17 protein-coding genes are annotated in these 17,491 nt (G+C 73.4%); 9 read left to right on the plus strand and 8 right to left on the minus strand.

The window, feature by feature from the left end; all coding sequences use genetic code 11:
* Positions 1–110: 110 nt before the first annotated feature.
* The 7 genes from DWV08_RS14280 to DWV08_RS14310 form a co-directional block, all read right to left on the minus strand.
* Positions 111–527: a hypothetical protein gene (locus DWV08_RS14280; protein WP_164740391.1), complete on the minus strand. Its 417-nt coding sequence runs from the start codon at positions 525–527 to the stop codon at positions 111–113.
* Positions 528–626: 99 nt separating this feature from the next.
* On the minus strand, positions 627–1,205 hold the full coding sequence (locus tag DWV08_RS14285) for a sugar O-acetyltransferase (protein WP_115414406.1): 579 nt from the start codon (positions 1,203–1,205) through the stop codon (positions 627–629).
* A gap of 164 nt (positions 1,206–1,369) precedes the next feature.
* Positions 1,370–2,641, minus strand: a complete 1,272-nt coding sequence (locus DWV08_RS14290; RefSeq protein WP_115414407.1) for a TRAP transporter large permease — start codon at positions 2,639–2,641, stop codon at positions 1,370–1,372.
* Complete coding sequence (locus DWV08_RS14295; protein WP_115414408.1) at positions 2,634–3,320, minus strand: TRAP transporter small permease; 687 nt, start codon at positions 3,318–3,320, stop codon at positions 2,634–2,636. Before DWV08_RS14295 ends, DWV08_RS14290 begins: the two co-directional genes overlap by 8 nt.
* Complete coding sequence (locus DWV08_RS14300) at positions 3,317–4,366, minus strand: TRAP transporter substrate-binding protein (RefSeq protein WP_115414409.1); 1,050 nt, start codon at positions 4,364–4,366, stop codon at positions 3,317–3,319. Before DWV08_RS14300 ends, DWV08_RS14295 begins: the two co-directional genes overlap by 4 nt.
* A 181-nt stretch (positions 4,367–4,547) precedes the next feature.
* Positions 4,548–5,378: a sugar phosphate isomerase/epimerase family protein gene (locus DWV08_RS14305; RefSeq protein ID WP_115414410.1), complete on the minus strand. Its 831-nt coding sequence runs from the start codon at positions 5,376–5,378 to the stop codon at positions 4,548–4,550.
* Positions 5,375–6,151, minus strand: coding sequence for an SDR family NAD(P)-dependent oxidoreductase (locus DWV08_RS14310; RefSeq protein WP_115414411.1), 777 nt, complete (start codon positions 6,149–6,151; stop codon positions 5,375–5,377). The genes DWV08_RS14305 and DWV08_RS14310 overlap by 4 nt, the downstream gene beginning before the upstream one ends.
* A gap of 623 nt (positions 6,152–6,774) precedes the next feature.
* On the opposite strand from DWV08_RS14310, the gene DWV08_RS14315 reads away from it, so the two are divergent.
* From DWV08_RS14315 to DWV08_RS14335, 5 genes are all read left to right on the plus strand, one after another.
* On the plus strand, positions 6,775–7,563 hold the full coding sequence (locus DWV08_RS14315; protein ID WP_115414412.1) for a FadR/GntR family transcriptional regulator: 789 nt from the start codon (positions 6,775–6,777) through the stop codon (positions 7,561–7,563).
* 14 nt (positions 7,564–7,577) lie between these two features.
* Positions 7,578–8,453 (plus strand): transketolase, encoded by an 876-nt coding sequence (locus tag DWV08_RS14320; protein ID WP_164740392.1) that lies wholly within the window; start codon positions 7,578–7,580, stop codon positions 8,451–8,453.
* Positions 8,450–9,469, plus strand: a complete 1,020-nt coding sequence (locus DWV08_RS14325) for a transketolase family protein (protein WP_115414414.1) — start codon at positions 8,450–8,452, stop codon at positions 9,467–9,469. The genes DWV08_RS14320 and DWV08_RS14325 overlap by 4 nt, the downstream gene beginning before the upstream one ends.
* Before the next feature lie 169 nt (positions 9,470–9,638).
* Positions 9,639–10,634: a Gfo/Idh/MocA family protein gene (locus DWV08_RS14330; RefSeq protein ID WP_115414415.1), complete on the plus strand. Its 996-nt coding sequence runs from the start codon at positions 9,639–9,641 to the stop codon at positions 10,632–10,634.
* Complete coding sequence (locus tag DWV08_RS14335; protein WP_115414416.1) at positions 10,628–11,680, plus strand: Gfo/Idh/MocA family protein; 1,053 nt, start codon at positions 10,628–10,630, stop codon at positions 11,678–11,680. Before DWV08_RS14330 ends, DWV08_RS14335 begins: the two co-directional genes overlap by 7 nt.
* 20 nt (positions 11,681–11,700) lie before the next feature.
* Here DWV08_RS14335 and DWV08_RS14340 read toward each other — a convergent pair whose 3' ends face one another.
* Positions 11,701–12,171 carry an Lrp/AsnC family transcriptional regulator gene (locus DWV08_RS14340; protein ID WP_115415048.1) on the minus strand — a complete coding sequence of 157 codons (471 nt, stop codon included), beginning with the start codon at positions 12,169–12,171 and terminating at the stop codon, positions 11,701–11,703.
* A 179-nt stretch (positions 12,172–12,350) separates the two neighbouring features.
* Here DWV08_RS14340 and DWV08_RS14345 point away from each other — a divergent pair, with 179 nt between their 5' ends.
* From DWV08_RS14345 to DWV08_RS14360, 4 genes are all read left to right on the plus strand, one after another.
* Positions 12,351–13,478, plus strand: a complete 1,128-nt coding sequence (locus DWV08_RS14345) for a thiamine pyrophosphate-dependent enzyme (RefSeq protein ID WP_115414417.1) — start codon at positions 12,351–12,353, stop codon at positions 13,476–13,478.
* Positions 13,475–14,467 (plus strand): alpha-ketoacid dehydrogenase subunit beta, encoded by a 993-nt coding sequence (locus DWV08_RS14350; protein ID WP_115414418.1) that lies wholly within the window; start codon positions 13,475–13,477, stop codon positions 14,465–14,467. Before DWV08_RS14345 ends, DWV08_RS14350 begins: the two co-directional genes overlap by 4 nt.
* Positions 14,467–15,810 (plus strand): dihydrolipoamide acetyltransferase family protein, encoded by a 1,344-nt coding sequence (locus tag DWV08_RS14355; protein WP_115414419.1) that lies wholly within the window; start codon positions 14,467–14,469, stop codon positions 15,808–15,810. The genes DWV08_RS14350 and DWV08_RS14355 overlap by 1 nt, the downstream gene beginning before the upstream one ends.
* A 62-nt stretch (positions 15,811–15,872) precedes the next feature.
* Entirely contained in the window at positions 15,873–17,489 is a 1,617-nt protein-coding gene (locus DWV08_RS14360; protein WP_241237352.1) for a carboxyl transferase domain-containing protein, read from the plus strand.
* The last annotated feature ends 2 nt before the right edge of the window (positions 17,490–17,491 follow it).

The raw sequence follows: 17,491 nt of genomic DNA on the forward strand, positions 1-17,491 counted from the left end.
GGCCGGCCCGGGGCGGTGGTGCCCGGCCGACGAGAACTGCCGGATTCTGAGCCATTCGCGGAGGCGATATGGCTCAGAATCCGACAACTCTGGCGCGTCACCCAGGTGCTCTAAGAACTCGCGCTCGGGCCCCGTAGCGGCCAGTCCACCTCGTGCGTGAATGGGACGGCGACGACCTGCACCGGGTCCTCATAGACGATCCGTCCAGGACGTTCTGTCCGGAGCTCAACCCAGGGAACTTCGTACCTGTCGAGCAGCCTGGTGTAGCGACGGGCCATCAGTACGAGGTTGAAGGCGTCGCCCTTAAACCAGGAACGTGCGCCTGGGTTGACCGTCGCGTTGTAGCAGTCGGCAACGACGGTGCTCGGATCGGTGTAGGAACGGTTGCCGTGAGCGTTCTGGCGTCGCACCCACTCCGCATCTTCGTCAGCGAGTAGGCCCGCGTCGCGGAAGCCATTGGTCATCGCAAAGATGCCGGGGTAGGCGCCCCGCCCGTTTGGAACCGCACTCTGAAATCGCAGGAACATCACGCCAGACTAGACAGCCATCAGGGGGCTGATACGGGATCGAACGCGACTGTGCCACAAAGGGACAGTTCTGGCCGCCGCCGACGTGCCGCGACCCGTTCAGAGCGCCCGGACCACCCGCGCGGGGCTGCCCACGGCCACCACGTTCGCGGGGACGTCCCGGGTGACCACGGCAGCGGCGCCGATCACCGAGTTGTCCCCGATGGTCACCCCGGGCAGCACGGTGACGCCGCCGCCCAGCCAGACGTTGTTGCCGATCGTGATGGGTGCGGCGCGCTCCCAGCCGTCCCGGCGCGGCTCCGGCGCCGTGGGGTGGATCGGGGTGAGCAGCTGGACGTTCGGGCCGATCTGGCAGTCCTCGCCGACGGTGATCGGGGCGACGTCCGCCGCGGTGAGGTGGTAGTTCACGAAGGCGCGCGCGCCGATCGTCACGTTGCTGCCGTAGTCCACGGACAGTGGGGGTCTCACCCTCGTCCCCTCGCCCAGGCCGCCCAGCAGCTCGGCGAGCAGCGCCCCCGCTTCCGGTGACTCCTCCAGCCAGGCCCGGTGGTAGCGATCGGCGAGCCGCGCGGCCCGGCGCTGCAGTGCCCCGAGCTCCTCGTCGGAGCAGTACCAGTCGCCCGCGACCAGGCGTTCGTGCTGGCTGCGAGGGTCCTCGGGGTCGGCGGGGATGCTCATGGTCCCGAGCGTAGCCGGGCGCGGCGTGCCCCTCGGGCCCGCACTCGAGCACCCGCCCCGCAGGGCGCCACGACCAGTTCTGGCAGGATTCGATCGATGCCGGCGGCGACATCGATCGAATCCTGCCAGAACTGTTCGCCGGGGCGACCGGCGGGGCGCCGGGCTCAGGTGATGAACAGCAGCCCGGGCAGGTACGCCACCGCGGCCACCACCAGCAGCCCCAGCCCGTAGAAGGGCAGCAGGGAGCGGGCGGTCTCGAGGATCGGCACCTTGCCGATGGAGGCGGAGATGAACAGCGTGGTCCCCACCGGCGGGGTGTACAGACCCATCGCGAGGGTCACCACCATGAGGATGCCGAAGTGGATCACGTCCATCCCGATCGCGGTCGCCACCGGGAGCATCACCGGGGTGAGCAGCAGGATCGCAGGGGAGATGTCCAGGAACATGCCCACGATCAGCAGGATCAGGATCATCGCGAGCACCACCAGCCAGTCCGCCTGCAGCGTCGTGGTGAGGGACTCGGCCAGCGCCTGCGGCGCCTCCTGGATGGTGAGCAGCCAGGCCAGCGCGGAGGAGAACATGATCAGCAGCAGCACCACGGCGCTCGCCGCGGCGGAGTCCACCAGGGCCTTCCGCAGCTGCGCCAGGCTCAGGTCCCGGTACAGCAGCACCCGCACCGCGAGGGCGTAGAGCACCGCTAGCACCGACACCTCGGTCACCGTGGCGATGCCGGTGAACAGCACCACCCGGATCAGCACGATCGGGATGAGGATCGCGGGGGTGGCGAACAGCAGGTCCACCAGCAGGCGCTTCACGGTGAACCGCGCCCGCACCCGCGGGAAGCCGGCCTTCCACGCCACCAGCCAGCAGCACAGCAGCAGCAGCGCCGCGGCCAGCAGGCCCGGGCCGATCCCGGCGGTGAACACCGCCGCGACCGAGGCGCCGGAGGCGGAGGCGAACAGGATCATCGGGATCGAGGGCGGGAGGATCACGCCCAGCGAGGAGGCGGAGGCGTTGACCGCGGTGGCGTAGCCGCCGCTGTAGCCCAGGCGGCGGGTCCAGGGGATCACCACCTTGCCGATGCCGGTGGCGTCGGCGACGGCGGAGCCGGAGATCCCGGCGAAGACGGCGTTGGTGAGCACGCTGGTCATCCCCACACCGCCGCGCAGGCGGCCCACCACGCGGGTGGCCAGGCCGATCACCTGGGCGCCCAGCTTCCCGCTGAACAGCAGGTCCGCGGTGAGGATGAAGAAGGGGATGGCGAGGATCGAGTAGTCGCCCACGGGGCTGAAGGACTGCTGGGCGAGGGCCTCCATGGGCAGGGAGCCCACCGCGAACAGGCCCACGATCGCGCCGGCGATGATCGCGAAGGCGACCGGGATGCCCAGCAGCAGCAGGACGATGAACACGGCGACGGCGAGGAGTGCTTCAAGCATCGGGGTTCTCCTTCGGGGAGTCCTGCGCCGACGGGGCGTCGTCGGTCGCACGGTGCGACGGGGCGGTGCCGGGCGCGACGGCGGCGTCGGCCGGGGTGGGCGCCCCGTGGCGGGCGTAGTGGAGGGTGCGGACGCCGGCCTGCACCGTCATCACCGCGACCATCACGAGGAAGGCCCCGAAGCTGCCCAGCTGCGGCCAGCCCATGATCGGGGTGGACTGCGCGGCCATCGGCGGGATCAGGTACACCGCGAGGTAGGTGAGGTAGCCCAGCAGCACGGTGGAGAACGCCCAGATGGCGGTCTGCGCGCGCTGGTGGGCCCGGCCGGTGAGGCGCGAGACCAGCAGGTCCACGGCGATGTGGCCGCGGTGGGACTGGGCGACGATGGCGCCGCCCGCGATCAGCCAGGGGAACAGGTAGGTGGGGCCCTCCGCCGCGATCGGCAGGGAGGAGTTCAGCACGTACCGCATCACCACGGCGAGGGTCACCAGCACCACGATCAGTGCGGTGGTGACGATCGCGAGCGCGCCGCCCAGCCGCCCCAGCACCGCGTTGACGGGCTCCTCGGGGCGGGTGTCCTCGGCATGGCCCTCGGAGGTGTCGAGGGCGGCGAGGTCCTCCTCGGTGATGACGGGGTGGCGGTCCGCGGCAGGGTCGGCGGCGGGGGAGGTGGGGCTCATGAGGCACTCTCCTGGTGCTCGGCGCGGAGCGACTCCGCGGCGGCGGTGAGCTGGTCGAAGAACTCGGGGTGCTGCTGCTGCCAGCGCTCGTGCACCGGCAGCGTCGCCTCCCGGAACAGGGCGCGATCGGGGTGGGTGACCTGGAGGATCTCCTCGAACTCGGCGTAGATCTCCTCGCTCTGGGAGAGCATCAGGCTCCGCTGCTCCTGCTGCGCCTCGACGGCGGCCTCCTCGATCACGGTGCGGATCGCGGGGTCGAGGCCCTCCCAGCGGGTGGTGGAGATGACGAAGGGGTTCATCTCGTACTTGTGCCCGGTCACCGCGAGGTGCTCCTGCACCTCGTGGAGCGAGGAGGAGTGGATGTTGACCACCGGGTTCTCCTGGCCGTCCACGGCGCCCTGGCGCAGTCCCAGGTACAGCTCGCCGAACGCCATCGGGGTGGGATTCGCGCCGAGCTCGCGGAAGATGTCGATGGTCATCGGATCGTCCGGGGTGCGGATCTTCAGCCCGGCCACGTCCTCGGGCACCTCGAGGGGCCGCACCGAGTTGGTGATGTCGCGCATGCCGTTGTCCCAGAAGCCCAGCACGTGGAAGCCCTTGGTCTCGGCGAGGCCCGCGAGGCTGTCCTGGATCTCGCCGTCGAGCACCGCGAAGGCGTGCTGCGAGGTCTCGAACAGGAACGGCAGGCCGATCAGCGCGGCCTCGGGCACGTAGCTGGAGAACGGGCCCTGGGAGTTGATCGTCATGTCGAGGGTGCCGGCGGCCACCGAGACCATCATCTCGGTGTCGCTGCCCACGGACTCCTGGCCGAGGATCTGGATCTCCACCTCGTCGTTCGACTTCTCGGCGACCAGGCGCTGGAAGGCCAGCGCCCCGTCGGAGCGGGGGTTCCCGGGCGCGGCGCCGTGCCCGAGGATGATCCGCACCGAGTCGGTGCGTCGGGGCCCGTCGCCGCCGGCGCAGGCGCTGAGGCCGACGCCGGCGAGGCCGGCCAGGGCGGCCCCGCGCAGGACGCCGCGGCGGCTGGGGGAGCGGGGAGGGAGCATGGGGACCTCCTGGGTGGGGTGCGACGTCGCACCCCGTGGTGGGGGGGTGGGCCGAGGCCGGCGGGTGCCGGCACGGCGGGATCTGACCAGCGGGACTGACCAGCGGGGACTGACCAGCGGGAGCTGAACAGCCGGATCTGAACTGCGGGAACTGCGAAGAAGGGCCCGGGGACCCGTGGTGTCAGGCGGTCTGCGCCAGCAGCGCGGAGATCTCCGCGTGGCTGCGGGCGACGTCCCGGACGCGGTCCTCCTCGTCGATGTCGTGCGTCTCCAGCTCGAGGACGTACGTGCCGGGGAAGCCCTGCTGCTCGAGGGCGCACACCAGGGCGGGGAAGTCCACGTCCCCGGCGCCCAGGGAGAGGTTGAGGTCCCCGGGCACCGCGTCGCGCAGGTGCACCCGCTCCACCCGGTCGCCGAGGGAGCGGGCCCAGGCCAGCGGGTCCTCGGCGGAGGCGACCACGTGGGAGACGTCGAACAGCACCCCGAACTGCGAGGGCGTGCAGCGTGCCAGCAGCGCGTCGGCGTCCGCGACGGTGTGGACGTAGCGGCGGTGGTGCAGCACCTCCACCAGCAGGCGCACCCCGTGCTCGGCGCACACCTGCGAGATCAGCTCCAGGTTCGCGGCGATGCGGTCGAGGTCCGCCTCGCGGTCCACGAACGGGGCGTGGGACGCGCGACCGGCCGGCACGATCAGCGCCGCACCGAGGGTGGCGGCGAGCCCGGCGAGGGGAGCGACCACGTCGCGCAGCGCCTCGGGGGTGAGGTCGGGGTCGTTGAGATCGCCCGGATCGGCGTTGACCGCGCCGGTGCGCAGTCCCTCCGCGGTGATCCGCCGGGCGTACTCGGCGCTGTCGCCGTGGAAGGGGACCGGCACGTGGTCGGTGACGTCCGGGATCGCGCCCAGGTCGATCTCGCGGGCGCCGGTCGCCGCGATCAGCGACAGCGCCTCCTCCAGCGGGCGGTGGCGGAACGAGATCGTGGAGATCCCGACGCGGTGGTGGGGCGCGCTCATGAGATGTACGCGCCGCCGTTGATGGCCTGCGTGGTGCCGGTGATGTAGCCGGCGTCCTCCCCGGAGAGCCACACCACGAGCGCGGCGATCTCCTCGGCGGTGGCCTGGCGCTTCATCGGGATCGAGGCGGAGAGCGCCGCCTCGGCCTCCTCGGTGGTGTTGCCGCGGATGTTGGTGTCCGCCGCGCCGGGGGAGACGGCGTTGACGGTGATGCCCTCGGGTGCCATCTCGCGGGCCAGCGAGCGGGTGAGGCCCAGCACCCCGGCCTTCGCGGCGGAGTACGGGGTCTTGGAGAACACACCGCCGCCCTGCTGCGCGGAGACGGAGGACATGTTCACGATGCGGCCGTAGCCGCTCTCGAGCATGGCGGGCAGGAAGGCGCGGCAGGTGTAGAAGCTGCCGGTGAGGTTCACGGCGAGGATCGTGTCCCACAGCTCGTCGGTGACCTCGAGGAACGGGACCGGGGAGGGGATCCCGGCGATGTTCGCCAGCGCGCCGACGGGCGGCAGCTCGCTCGCGGCGATCTGCGCGGCCACCTCGTTCACGGCGGCGGAGTCGGTGACGTCGAGGGCGTAGCCCGCGGCGGGCACGCCGTGCGCGGCGGAGAGCTCCTCGGCGAGGACGCGGGCGCCCTCGCCGTCGAGGTCGAGGATCGCCACGGCCCAGCCCTCGCGGGCGAAGCGGGTGGCGGTGGCGCGGCCGATGCTGCGGGGGCCGGCGCCGCCGGTGACGACGGCGGTGCGGCGCTGGGGGCCGGTGGTCTCTGTGTGCATCGGTGCACTCCCTCACGTCGGTGTGGTCGGGCACGGGGCCCGGGGTCGGGTGGGGCCCGAGGGCCCGGAACGGATCGAGCTGACCGTAGGGGCGGCGCAGTGGTCGGACAACTCTGGGCGGTTGCCGGGCTGTGCGGCCGACGAGGAAAGTGCAGGTCAGAGGGGTGCGCCCGGGGCAAGATTGGTCAGACCACGAGAGGCGGAGGGGCGGGGCGGGATGCGCCGCGCGGCCGACACGGAGCGCGCGACCGACGCGGGGCGTGTGGCCGACGCGGGGCGTGCGGCCGGCGAGATGCGCTGGGGTGCCCCGGCGGCGCGCCCGGAGCGCCTTGTGCCAGAATGGTCGACCAATTGTTCCACACCGGGAACCGGCTCTGACCAGCACCGCGAGGGGCACGGCGGGGCGGAGTGCGAGCGGCCGTGATTGCCGGAGCGCAGAGGGCGTGCTTGCATCGTCGCCATCCTGCGGGCCGGACCGCGATCTGCGGACCGGACCGTGCACGGGTTCGCACCGCGCACCGGACGTGCGGCACCGCCCGCCGCACGGCCCCCACCCCGCGCCCCGCCCGTGCAGCCCCGTCGGCGCCGCGCCGCCCGGTACGACGACGACCGAAGGAGGTCCGATGGACGCCGAGACCCTCGAGTTCCTCGACAGCCTCGTGCGCGAGGGCACCGCGGTGGAGGAGGGGATCCTCATCCCCACCGAGCGCCGGCTCGCCGAGGCCAGCGGCATGTCCCGGGCGCGGGTGCGCGAACGGCTCTCCGGGCTGCAGATGCTGGGCATGCTGAAGAAGGTGCAGGGCAGCGGGAACATCCTGGTCACGCCCTCCTTCGACGGCGGCAGCGGGAACGTGTTCGAGCTGATGCTGCGCGCGGGGATGGTCACCGGCTCCCAGCTCGCCGAGGCCCGGGAGATGCTCGAGGTGGCGATCGCGCCGCGCATGGTGGAGCGGGTCACCGAGGAGCAGATCCGCGAGCTCGAGGACCTCGTCCACGAGATGATCGACGCCTCCTCGGACAGGGACTTCGTGCGCGGGCTGCGCGCCGACCACGCCTTCCACCTCGCCCTGTTCGCCGTCCTCGGCAACCCGATCATGAACTACGTGGCCGGGGGCATGAACCACGCCCTCCACGACCTGCTGCTGGAACGGCGGCGTGTGGTGATCAGCAAGGAGATCGCCGCCAACGGCGGGGCCATCCCCGAGATGTTCGCGAGCGACGAGGTGCACTTCGAGATCACCCGCGCCCTGCGCACCCGTCGGCGGGAGGCGGTGGCCGCCGCGATGGCCGAGCACTTCGACCGCTGGCGCCGCATCTCCCGCACCCCCTCGCGCGGCGGCGCGGACCGCCCCGCACCCGGTGCCGCGCCGCAGACCGCGCAGGCCCCGGACGAGACCCCACCCCCCACCTGAGGAGACCAGTGACCGTGACCTCCCCCGCGACGCCCGCGCCGGAGCGGATCCTCCGGCTCCGCGAGGCCGCCCACCGCATCCGCCAGTACGCGCTGATCCAGGCGGAGGTGCAGGGCCAGGGCTACATCGGCCAGGCCCTCGACATCGCCGACGTGCTCGCCGTGCTGTTCGCCGATCAGCTGCACCTGGACCCGCTGGACCCGGAGAGCGCGGAGCGCGACCGCTTCCAGCTCTCCATCGGCCATTACGCCCTCGCCCTCTACGCGGCGCTGGTGGAGGCGAAGGTGCTGCCGGCCGAGGAGCTGCAGACCTACGCGGGGGACGACTCCCGCCTGCCGATGTCCTCCATGCGCACCTACACCCCGGGGGTCGAGATCTCCGGCGGCTCCCTCGGCCACGGCCTCGGGATCGCGAACGGCGTGGCTATGGGGCTGAAGCGCAAGGGCTCGGAGAGGTTCGTCTACAACCTCCTCTCCGACGGCGAGCTCGGCGAGGGCTCCACCTGGGAGGCCGCGGCCGTCGCCGCCCACCACCGGCTCGACAACCTGATCGCGATCGTGGACTTCAACGACCAGCAGGCCGACGGGAAATCCACCCACATGCTCTCGATGGAGCCGGTCACCGAGAAGTTCGAGGCCTTCGGCTGGGAGGCCCGCCGCTGCGACGGGCACGACGTCCCGGCGCTGGTGCAGAACCTCACCGCGCTGCGCGAGAGCACGCAGCCCCGCCCGCGGGTGCTGATCGTGGACACCACGCTCGGCAAGGGCGTGGACTTCCTCGAGGCACGGGAGAAGCTGCACTTCATGAAGGTCGAGCCGCAGGAATGGGCGCTCGCCCACGAGAAGCTGGCCCAGAGCCACCGAGCACTCACGGAGGACCAGGCGCGATGACCACCCCCACCTCGACCCCGAGCCCGACGCCCACCTCGACCCCCGCCGCGCTCCGCTCCGGCGCCATGAGCGCGGATCTCGCCGCGGACGGCCAGCGCGCGATCTCCGCGCCGCTGGGCCATGCCCTGGTCGCCGCCGCGCAGCGCGACGAGCGGATCGTGGGCCTCTCCGCTGACCTCGCCAAGTACACCGACCTGCACATCTTCCGCGACGCGATGCCGGAGCGCTTCCACCAGATCGGCATGGCCGAGCAGGCCCTGCTGGGCGCCGCCACGGGTCTCGCGATGGAGGGCTTCATCCCCTTCGCCTCCACCTACTCCGTGTTCGCCACCCGGCGCGCCTACGACTTCCTGCTGCTGGACATCTGCGAGGCGAACCTCAACGTCAACCTGGTGTGCGCCCTCCCGGGCCTCACCACGGGCTACGGCCCCTCCCACGCCGCCACCGACGATCTCGCGATCCTGCGCGCCGCCCCGCGCCTCACGATCGTGGACCCCTGCGACGCGATCGACATCCAGCAGGCGGTCCCGCAGCTCGCCGCCGCCGAGGGCCCCACCTACCTGCGCCTGCTGCGCGGCCGGGTGCCCGCGGTGCTGGACGAGTACGACTACACCTTCGAGCTCGGGAAGGCGGCCCTGCTGCGCGACGGCGCGGACGTGCTGGTGGTCTCCAGCGGGCTGATGACGGAGCGGGTGCTCCAGGCCGCCACGGCCCTCGAGCGCGACGGCATCGGCGTGGCCGTGCTGCACGCCCCCACGATCAAGCCCTTCGACGAGGAGGCGCTGGTGGCGCAGCTGGGGACGGGGCGTCTGGTGCTCACCGCCGAGAACCACTCCGTGGTGGGCGGGCTGTTCGACACCGTCGCGCGCGTCGTCGCCTCCCGCGGGCTGGGGGAGCGGATCACCCCCATCGGCCTGCCGGACGGGTTCCTCGAGGCGGGCGCCCTGCCCACCCTCGCCGACAGGTACGGCGTCAGCACCGCCGCGATCGTGGAGCGCGTGCGCGCCCTGCTGTGAGGGGCGCGGCGGGCGCCGGCCCGGGAAGCCTTGACACCCGGTGGCCGTGCCGGGAGACTTATGAAACCAGCTTGCACAATGCGGTGGTGCGGCCCGTCGCCCTCCGGCGGACCGCCGAACCGGCCCGCGGTGGCGGGCCGCACCCTCCACCGCTCGCGAAAGGTCGACGATGTCCCACCCCTCCTCGCCCCCACCCCCGCTGCGCGTCGGCATCGTCGGCACCGGCGGGATCTCCCGCGCCCACCTGCCCGGATGGCTCGCGCTCGACGCGGAGCTGCACTGCACCAGCCACGAGGGCGCCGAGGCGTTCGCGGCCGAGTCCGGCGCGCGGGTGCACAGCACCCTCGAGGAGCTCCTGGCCGCGGTGGACGTCGTGGACGTGTGCACCCCCACCCCGGAGCATCCCGCGATCGTCCGCGCCGCGCTCGCCGCCGGGAAGGACGTGATCTGCGAGAAGCCGCTCGCGCTGGACCCCGCCGAGGCCCGGGAGCTCGCCGACCTCGCCGCGCGGGAGGGCCGCCGGCTCCTGCCCGCGCACGTGGTGCGGTTCTTCCCCCAGTACGCGGCGGCGAAGCGCGCGGTCGAGGCCGGCACGATCGGCAGCCTCGCCGTGCTGCGCTTCGAGCGCACCGGCTCCCTGCCGGACCGTGACTGGTACGCGGACGACTCCCTCTCCGGCGGCATCGTGATGGACCAGATGATCCACGACATCGACCAGGCGCTGTGGCTCGCCGGCCCTGTTCGCACCGTCCATGCGCAGCAGGCGCGCGCCGGCTCCGACGCCACGATCCGCACCGGCCACGTGATGCTCACCCATCGCTCCGGGGCGCTCAGCCACTGCCGCGGCTTCTGGGGCCCGCCCGGCACCGGCTTCCGCTACACCCTGGACCTCGCCGGGGACGCCGGCCGCCTCCGCTACGACAGCGCCGGGGATCCGGGGGTCATCTTCGACGAGGTGGCCGCCGCCCGTCAGGCCGGCGCGGACGGCTTCCTGCCGGACGTCTCCGGGATGCCGGACCCCTACGCGGCGGAGATCGCCGAGTTCATGACCGAGATCGGCGGCGGCCCCGCCGCCCGGGTGGACGCGGCCGACGGCGTGCGCGCCGTGGAGGTCGCCGCCGCCGCCCTCGAGTCCCTGCGCACCGGACGGAGCATCGCATGCTGACCACCCCCGCCCCCGAGGCCGGTCCCACCGGCGCTCCCGCCCCGTCGGTCGCCGGCGGGTCGACCCCCGCCCCGCTGCGCCTCGCGCTGATGAGCTGCGCCCACACCCATGCCGCCTCCTACGCAGGCCTCCTCGAGGCCCGGGCCGACGTCGACCTCGTCGTCGCCGACCCCGACGGCTTCGGCGACGTGCCGGCCGCGCGGGTGGTCGCCTCCTATGAGGAGGCCTGGGAGGCCTGGTCCGACGGTCCCGACGCGATCGTCGTGACCAGCGCGAACGCCCATCACCGGGATCTCGTGCTCGAGGCCGCGCGCCGCGGCGTGCACGTGCTGTGCGAGAAGCCCCTGGCCACCACCGTCCCCGACGCGGAGGCGATGGTCGCCGCCTGCCGCGAGGCGGGCGTGGTGCTGATGACCGCGTTCCCCGTGCACTTCTCGCCCGCGGTCGAGGCGCTGCGCGCCGCGGTCGCCGACGGCACCCTCGGCGAGGTGATCGGCCTGACCGGCACCAACAACGGCAAGCTGCCCGAGGGCCGGGACTGGTTCACCGACGTGGATCTGGCCGGCGGCGGCGCGATGGTGGACCACACCGTGCACCTCGCCGAGATCCTGGAGTCGATGTTTGGGCAGCCGGCGACCGTCCGCGCCGTCACCAACCGGATCCTGCACGCGGACCGCGCCGGGGAGGGCGCCGAGACCGGCGGTCTGGTCACCCTCACCTATGACACCGGCATCGTCGCCACGATTGACTGCTCCTGGTCGCAGCCGGATAGCGCCCCCACCTGGGGCGGGCTCACCCTCCAGGCCGTGGGCACCGGCGGGCAGCTGCAGATCGACGCCTTCGCCCAGCATGTGGGTGGCCCCGGCCAGTGGCTGCCCTACGGCGCCGATCTGGACGCCCTCCTGCTGGAGGCCTTCCTCGGCGCGGTGCGTGCGGGCGAGGCCGTGGAGCCCTCGGGCGAGGTGGGCCTGCGCACCGTGCGCGTGGTCGCCGCGGCGAAGGAGTCGGTGCGCACCGGGCAGCCGGTCGCGCTCGCGGACGTCTGAGAGGAGCGGCGCCGCCGCCGTCAGCCCCCCAGGTCCCGCTCCAGCACGGGCGCCAGCCGGAAGGGGATCAGCTCGCCCATCGCCAGCGAGGTGTCCGTGCGGATCACGCCCTCGCAGCCCAGCACCAGCTTGTTGACCCGGTAGAGGTCGTCGGTGTCGCGGCACACGCAGCGCACCAGGATGTCGTGCAGGCCGCTGAGCCCGTGCACCTGCACCACCTCCGGGATCTCGCGCAGCTGCGCGATCACGTGCTCCAGCCGCGGCTGATCCACCTGCGTCTCCATGAAGGCGGTGAGCGGGTAGCCGAGCGAGGCGGCGTGCAGGCGCCGGTCGTAGCCCTGCAGGGCGGGTCCCGCCTCGAGCGCCGCCAGGCGTGACTGCACGGTGTTGCGCGAGAGGCCCAGGCGCTCGGCGAGGGAGACGATCGTGGAGCGGGGATTCTCCGTCATCGCCAGCAGCAGCCGGCGGTCGGTGTCATCAACGGTGCGCATACTGCGCAACTCTACGCGGCCGTAGCCGGAGAAGTTGAGCATTCTGCTCCCGATCCTCCGTTTCCGTTGTACGCCCTGCACTCCGGGCGTAACGTGCGTCACGACGACGACGTCACGGGCGCCCACAAGGCGCCGACGTCCCATGCGCCCACCCGGCGCGGCGGATACTGGAGGCCCGTATGTTGACGACCCCGTCAGCTCCCGAACGCGACCTGGTCGCTGGACTCGCCCAGCCCCTGCGCGTCCTCGCCGAGGACGGCACCCGGCACCCCGACCCCACCCTCGACCCCCTGCTCGACGACGTGGACGAGGAGCTGCTGCGCAGCCTCCACCTCGACATGGCGGTGATCCGCGCGCTGGACGACGAGGCCGTGGCCCTGCAGCGCCAGGGCGAGCTGGGGCTGTGGCCCCCGCTGCGCGGCCAGGAGGCGGCGCAGATCGGCCTGGGCCGCGCCCTGCCGGAGACCGACTTCCTGTTCACCTCCTACCGGGAGAACGGCCTGGCCTGGTGCCGCGGCGTGGGCCCGGAGGAGATGCTGGCCGTGTGGCGCGGCACCGCGCTGTCCGGCTGGGACCCCTTCGCCCACCACATGGCCACCCCGCAGGTGATCATCGGTGCGCAGACCCTCCACGCCGTGGGCTGGGCGATGGCCGCCCGCGCCAAGCGCGAGGACGCCCTGGCGGTGGCCTGCTTCGGCGACGGCGCCGTGAGCCAGGGGGACGTCAACGAGGCGATGGCCTTCGCGGCCTCCTTCCACGCCCCGGTGCTGTTCTTCTGCCAGAACAACCAGTACGCGATCTCCGAGCCGGTGACCGTGCAGGCCGCGGTGCCGATCGCGCAGCGCCCCGCCGGATTCGGCATCCCCGCCCTGCGGGTGGACGGCAACGACGTGCTCGCCGTGCGGGCGGCGAGCCTGCTGGCGGCCCGTCGGATCCGCGCTGGCGAGGGCCCGATGTTCCTCGAGGCCGTCACCTACCGGATGGGCCCGCACACCACCAGCGACGATCCCACCCGCTACCGCGACGAGGCGGAGCTGGAGCGCTGGCGGCGGCGCTGCCCGCTGGCCCGGGTGGAGCGGCACCTGGAACACCTGGGCGCCGACGTCGAGCAGCTGCGCGCAGAGGCGCAGCGCCGCGGCGACGAGGCCCGCACCGGGCTGCAGGAGGCGGTGACCGCCCTGGCCGCACCGGCCCCGGAGAGCCTGTTCGACAACGTGCTCACCACCGAGCCCGCGCACCTGCGGCGCCAGCGCGAGCAGTTCCGCGCCTTCACCGCGTCGCTCGCTCCCGAGGGGGCCGCGTCATGACCACGATGACCATGGCCGCGGCGCTGAACGCCGCGCTCGGCGACGCGCTCGCCGAGGACGGAGACGTGCTGCTCATCGGCGAGGACATCGGCACCCTGGGCGGGGTCTTCCGCATCACCGACGGGCTCAAGGACCGCTTCGGCGCCGAGCGCGTGATCGACTCCCCGCTGGCGGAGTCCGGGATCCTCGGCACCTGCGTGGGCATGGCGTACCACGGCCTGCGCCCGGTGGCGGAGATCCAGTTCGACGGCTTCGTGTTCCCCGCCGTGGACCAGATCGTCACGCAGGTCTCCCGCCTGCACTACCGCACCGGCGGCCGGGTGCGGATGCCGCTCACGCTCCGCATCCCCGTGGGCGGGGGGATCGGCGCGGTGGAGCACCACTCCGAGTCCCCGGAGGCGTACTTCGCCCACACCCCCGGGCTGCGCGTGGTCACCGTCGCGGACCCGCAGGACGCCTACTCCACGATGCGCGCCGCGATCGCCTGCGACGACCCGGTGATCCTGCTCGAGCCCAAGCGCCGCTACTGGGGCACGGGCGAGATGGACACCTCCCTCACCGCCGATCTCGACTCCGCCCGGGTGCTGCGCGAGGGCCGTGACGCCACCCTGGTCGCCTACGGCCCGCTGGTGGTGACCGCGCTCGAGGCCGCCGTCGCCGCCGAGGACGACGGCATCGACCTCGAGGTGATCGACCTGCGCTCGCTGTCCCCGTTGGATCGGGACACGGTGGCGGCGAGCGTGCGCCGCACCGGCCGGCTGGTGGTCACCCATGAGGCGCCCGGCAGCGTATCGCTGGCCTCCGAGGTGATCACCGCCGCCGTCGAGGACTGCTTCGCGCATCTCGAGGCCGCGCCCGAGCGGGTCACCGGCTACGACGTCCCCTATCCGCCGGCGGCGCTCGAGGAGCACCACCTGCCCGGCATCGACCGGATCCTGGATGCGGTGGATCGCACCCTGGGCCGGCGCAGCTCGAGGGAGGCTGCCTGATGAGCGACTTCCGACTTCCCGACCTGGGCGAGGGCCTCACCGAGGCCACCATCGTGGCCTGGCACGTCGCCGTGGGCGACGAGGTGACCCGCAACCAGCCCCTGGCCGAGGTGGAGACCGCCAAGGCCCTCGTGGAGCTGCCCAGCCCCCGCGCGGGGCGCGTCGCGGCGCTGCACGCCGCGGAGGGGGAGACCCTCGCCGTCGGCACCCCGCTGATCGGGTTCGAGGAGGTGGCGGCGTCCGGCGCGACGCAGCCCTCCCCGGAGCCGGCCCCGTCGGCCGCGGAGGAGACCCCCGCACGGCCGCAGCGCCAGCAGGTGCTGGTGGGGTACGGACCGGTGCTGCCCGGCACCGGACGGCCCCGCCGTCGGCCCCGCGCCTTCGCCACCGAGCCCTACCGGGGACGCACCGCCGAGGAGGCCGCGCACGAGCGCCCGCGGGCGATGCCGCCGGTGCGGCGCCGCGCCCGCGACCTGGGCGTGGACCTCGCCGCGGTGCACGGCACCGGCCCGGGCGGGCGGATCCTGCGCACCGACGTGGAGGCCTGCGCGGACGATGCCCGCGGCGGCAGCTGCTCCTGCGGCGGCACCGGCGCGGCAGGCGAGACGGGCGGCGCAGCGGGCACCACCGCGGTGGCCGCCAGCGGCACCGGCCGCCGCACCTCCACCCGCACCCCCGTCACCGGGCTGCGGCGGGAGACGGCGCGGGCGATGGCGACCTCCGCGTCCACCGCCCCGCACGCCTCCGTGCACACCACCGTGGACGTCACCGACACCCTCGAGCGCCTGCGCACCCCGGGCCGGGACGCGGGCCGCACGTCGTTCCTGGGCGCCGTGTGCCGAGCGCTCGTGCCGGCCGCGGCCCGCACGCCCGAGGCCAACGCCCGCTTCGACGAGGAGGCCGGGGAGATCGAGCTGTTCGACGAGGTGGACCTCGGGATCGCCGTCGCCACCGAGCGCGGCCTGGTGGTCGCCACCGTCCCCGGCGCCTCCACCCTCGGCGGCGCCGCGCTCACCGAGGCCATCGCCGCACAGGCCGCCCGGGCCCGCGAGGGCGCCCTCACCCCGGCGGAGCTCACCGGCTCCACCCTCACCGTCACCAACGTGGGCGTGTTCGGGGTGGAGGGCGGGGTGCCGATCCTCAACCCCGGCCAGAGCACGATCCTCGCCCTCGGCGCGCTGCGCAGCCGGCCCTGGGAGCATCGCGGCGGCATCGCGCTGCGCACTGTCGTGACCCTCACCCTCTCCTTCGACCACCGGGTGCTCGACGGTGCCGAGGCTTCCCGCTTCCTCATGGACATCGCGGACGTGCTCGCCGACCCCGCCACCCTGCTGACGAGGTGAGCATGGACATCCTCCGCACCGCCGCCGCCCACGACGCCGACGCCGCAGACCGCGCCGCGGCGATGGACGCCCTGGTCGCCGAGCTGCGCCGCCGACTCGCCGCCGCGGTGGAGGGCGGCTCCGAGACGGCCCGGGCCATGCACCGCCAGCGCGGCAAGCTGCTCGCCCGGGAGCGGATCGACCGCCTGCTCGACCCCGGCAGCCCCTTCCTCGAGATCGCGCCGCTGGCCGCGGAGGGGATGTACGAGGGCGCCGCACCGAGCGCCGGGGTGGTGGCCGGGATCGGGATGATCCACGGCCGGCACTGCCTGGTGCTCGCCAACGACGCCACCGTCAAGGGCGGCACCTACTTCCCGATGACGGTGAAGAAGCACCTGCGCGCCCAGGAGATCGCCGCCCAGAACCGGCTGCCGTGCGTGTACCTGGTCGACTCCGGCGGGGCCTACCTGCCGATGCAGGACGAGGTGTTCCCCGACCGCGACCACTTCGGCCGGATCTTCTACCACCAGGCGCGGATGAGCGCGGACGGCATCGCGCAGCTCTCCGCCGTGATGGGCTCCTCCACGGCCGGCGGCGCCTACGTGCCCGCGATGAGCGACCAGACGGTGATCGTGCGGGACCAGGGCACGATCTTCCTGGGCGGGCCGCCGCTGGTGAAGGCCGCGACCGGGGAGGAGGTCAGCGCCGAGGAGCTGGGCGGCGCCCTGATGCACACCGAGGTCTCCGGCGTGGCCGATCACCTCGCCGAGGACGACGAGCACGCCCTGGAGATGCTCCGCGACATCGTCTCCACCCTGCCCGCACCGGCGGCCCCGCAGGAGGGCGCGGGTCCCGGGGGCTCCGGGTCGCGGGCCGCCGGGCCGGCCGGGTCCGGGCCGACGGATCCCGCGCCGGGGCGGACCGCGCCGCGCGAGCCCGCCGTGGACCCCGCGAGCATGGGCGCCGCCGTCCCGTCGGACCTCTCCACCCCCTACGACGTGCACGAGGTCATCGCCCGGATCGTCGACGCCGGCGAGTTCTCCGAGTTCAAGCCCGGGTACGGCACCACGCTGGTCACCGGCTTCGCCCGCCTGCACGGCCACCGGGTGGGGATCGTGGCGAACAACGGGGTGCTGTTCAGCGAGTCCGCGCTCAAGGGCGCCCACTTCGTGCAGCTGTGCGACCAGCGCGGCATCCCGCTGGTGTTCCTGCAGAACATCTCCGGGTTCATGGTGGGCGCCGAGTACGAGCGCGGCGGCATCGCCAAGGACGGGGCGAAGATGGTCACCGCCGTGGCCTGCGCCCGCGTCCCGAAGCTCACCGTGGTGATCGGCGGCTCCTTCGGCGCCGGCACCTACTCGATGTGCGGGCGGGCCTACTCGCCGCACTTCCTGTGGCTGTGGCCCACCGCGCGCGTGTCCGTGATGGGCGGGCAGCAGGCCGCGGCCGTGCTCGCCACCGTCAAGCGGGACCGGATCGAGGCCGGCGGCGGCACCTGGAGCGCCGAGGAGGAGGCCGCGTTCCGGCGCCCCATCGAGGAGGAGTACGAGGCGCAGGGCAGCCCCTACTACTCCACCGCCCGGCTCTGGGACGACGGCATCATCGAGCCCTCCCGGACCCGCACCGTGCTGGGCCTGGCGCTCGACGTCGTCACCCGCACCCCGCTCGCCGCGCCCTCCCACGGCGTGTTCCGGATGTGAGG

The sequence above is a fragment of the Brachybacterium saurashtrense genome (assembly GCF_003355475.1).
Classification (GTDB): Bacteria; Actinomycetota; Actinomycetes; order Actinomycetales; family Dermabacteraceae; genus Brachybacterium; species Brachybacterium saurashtrense.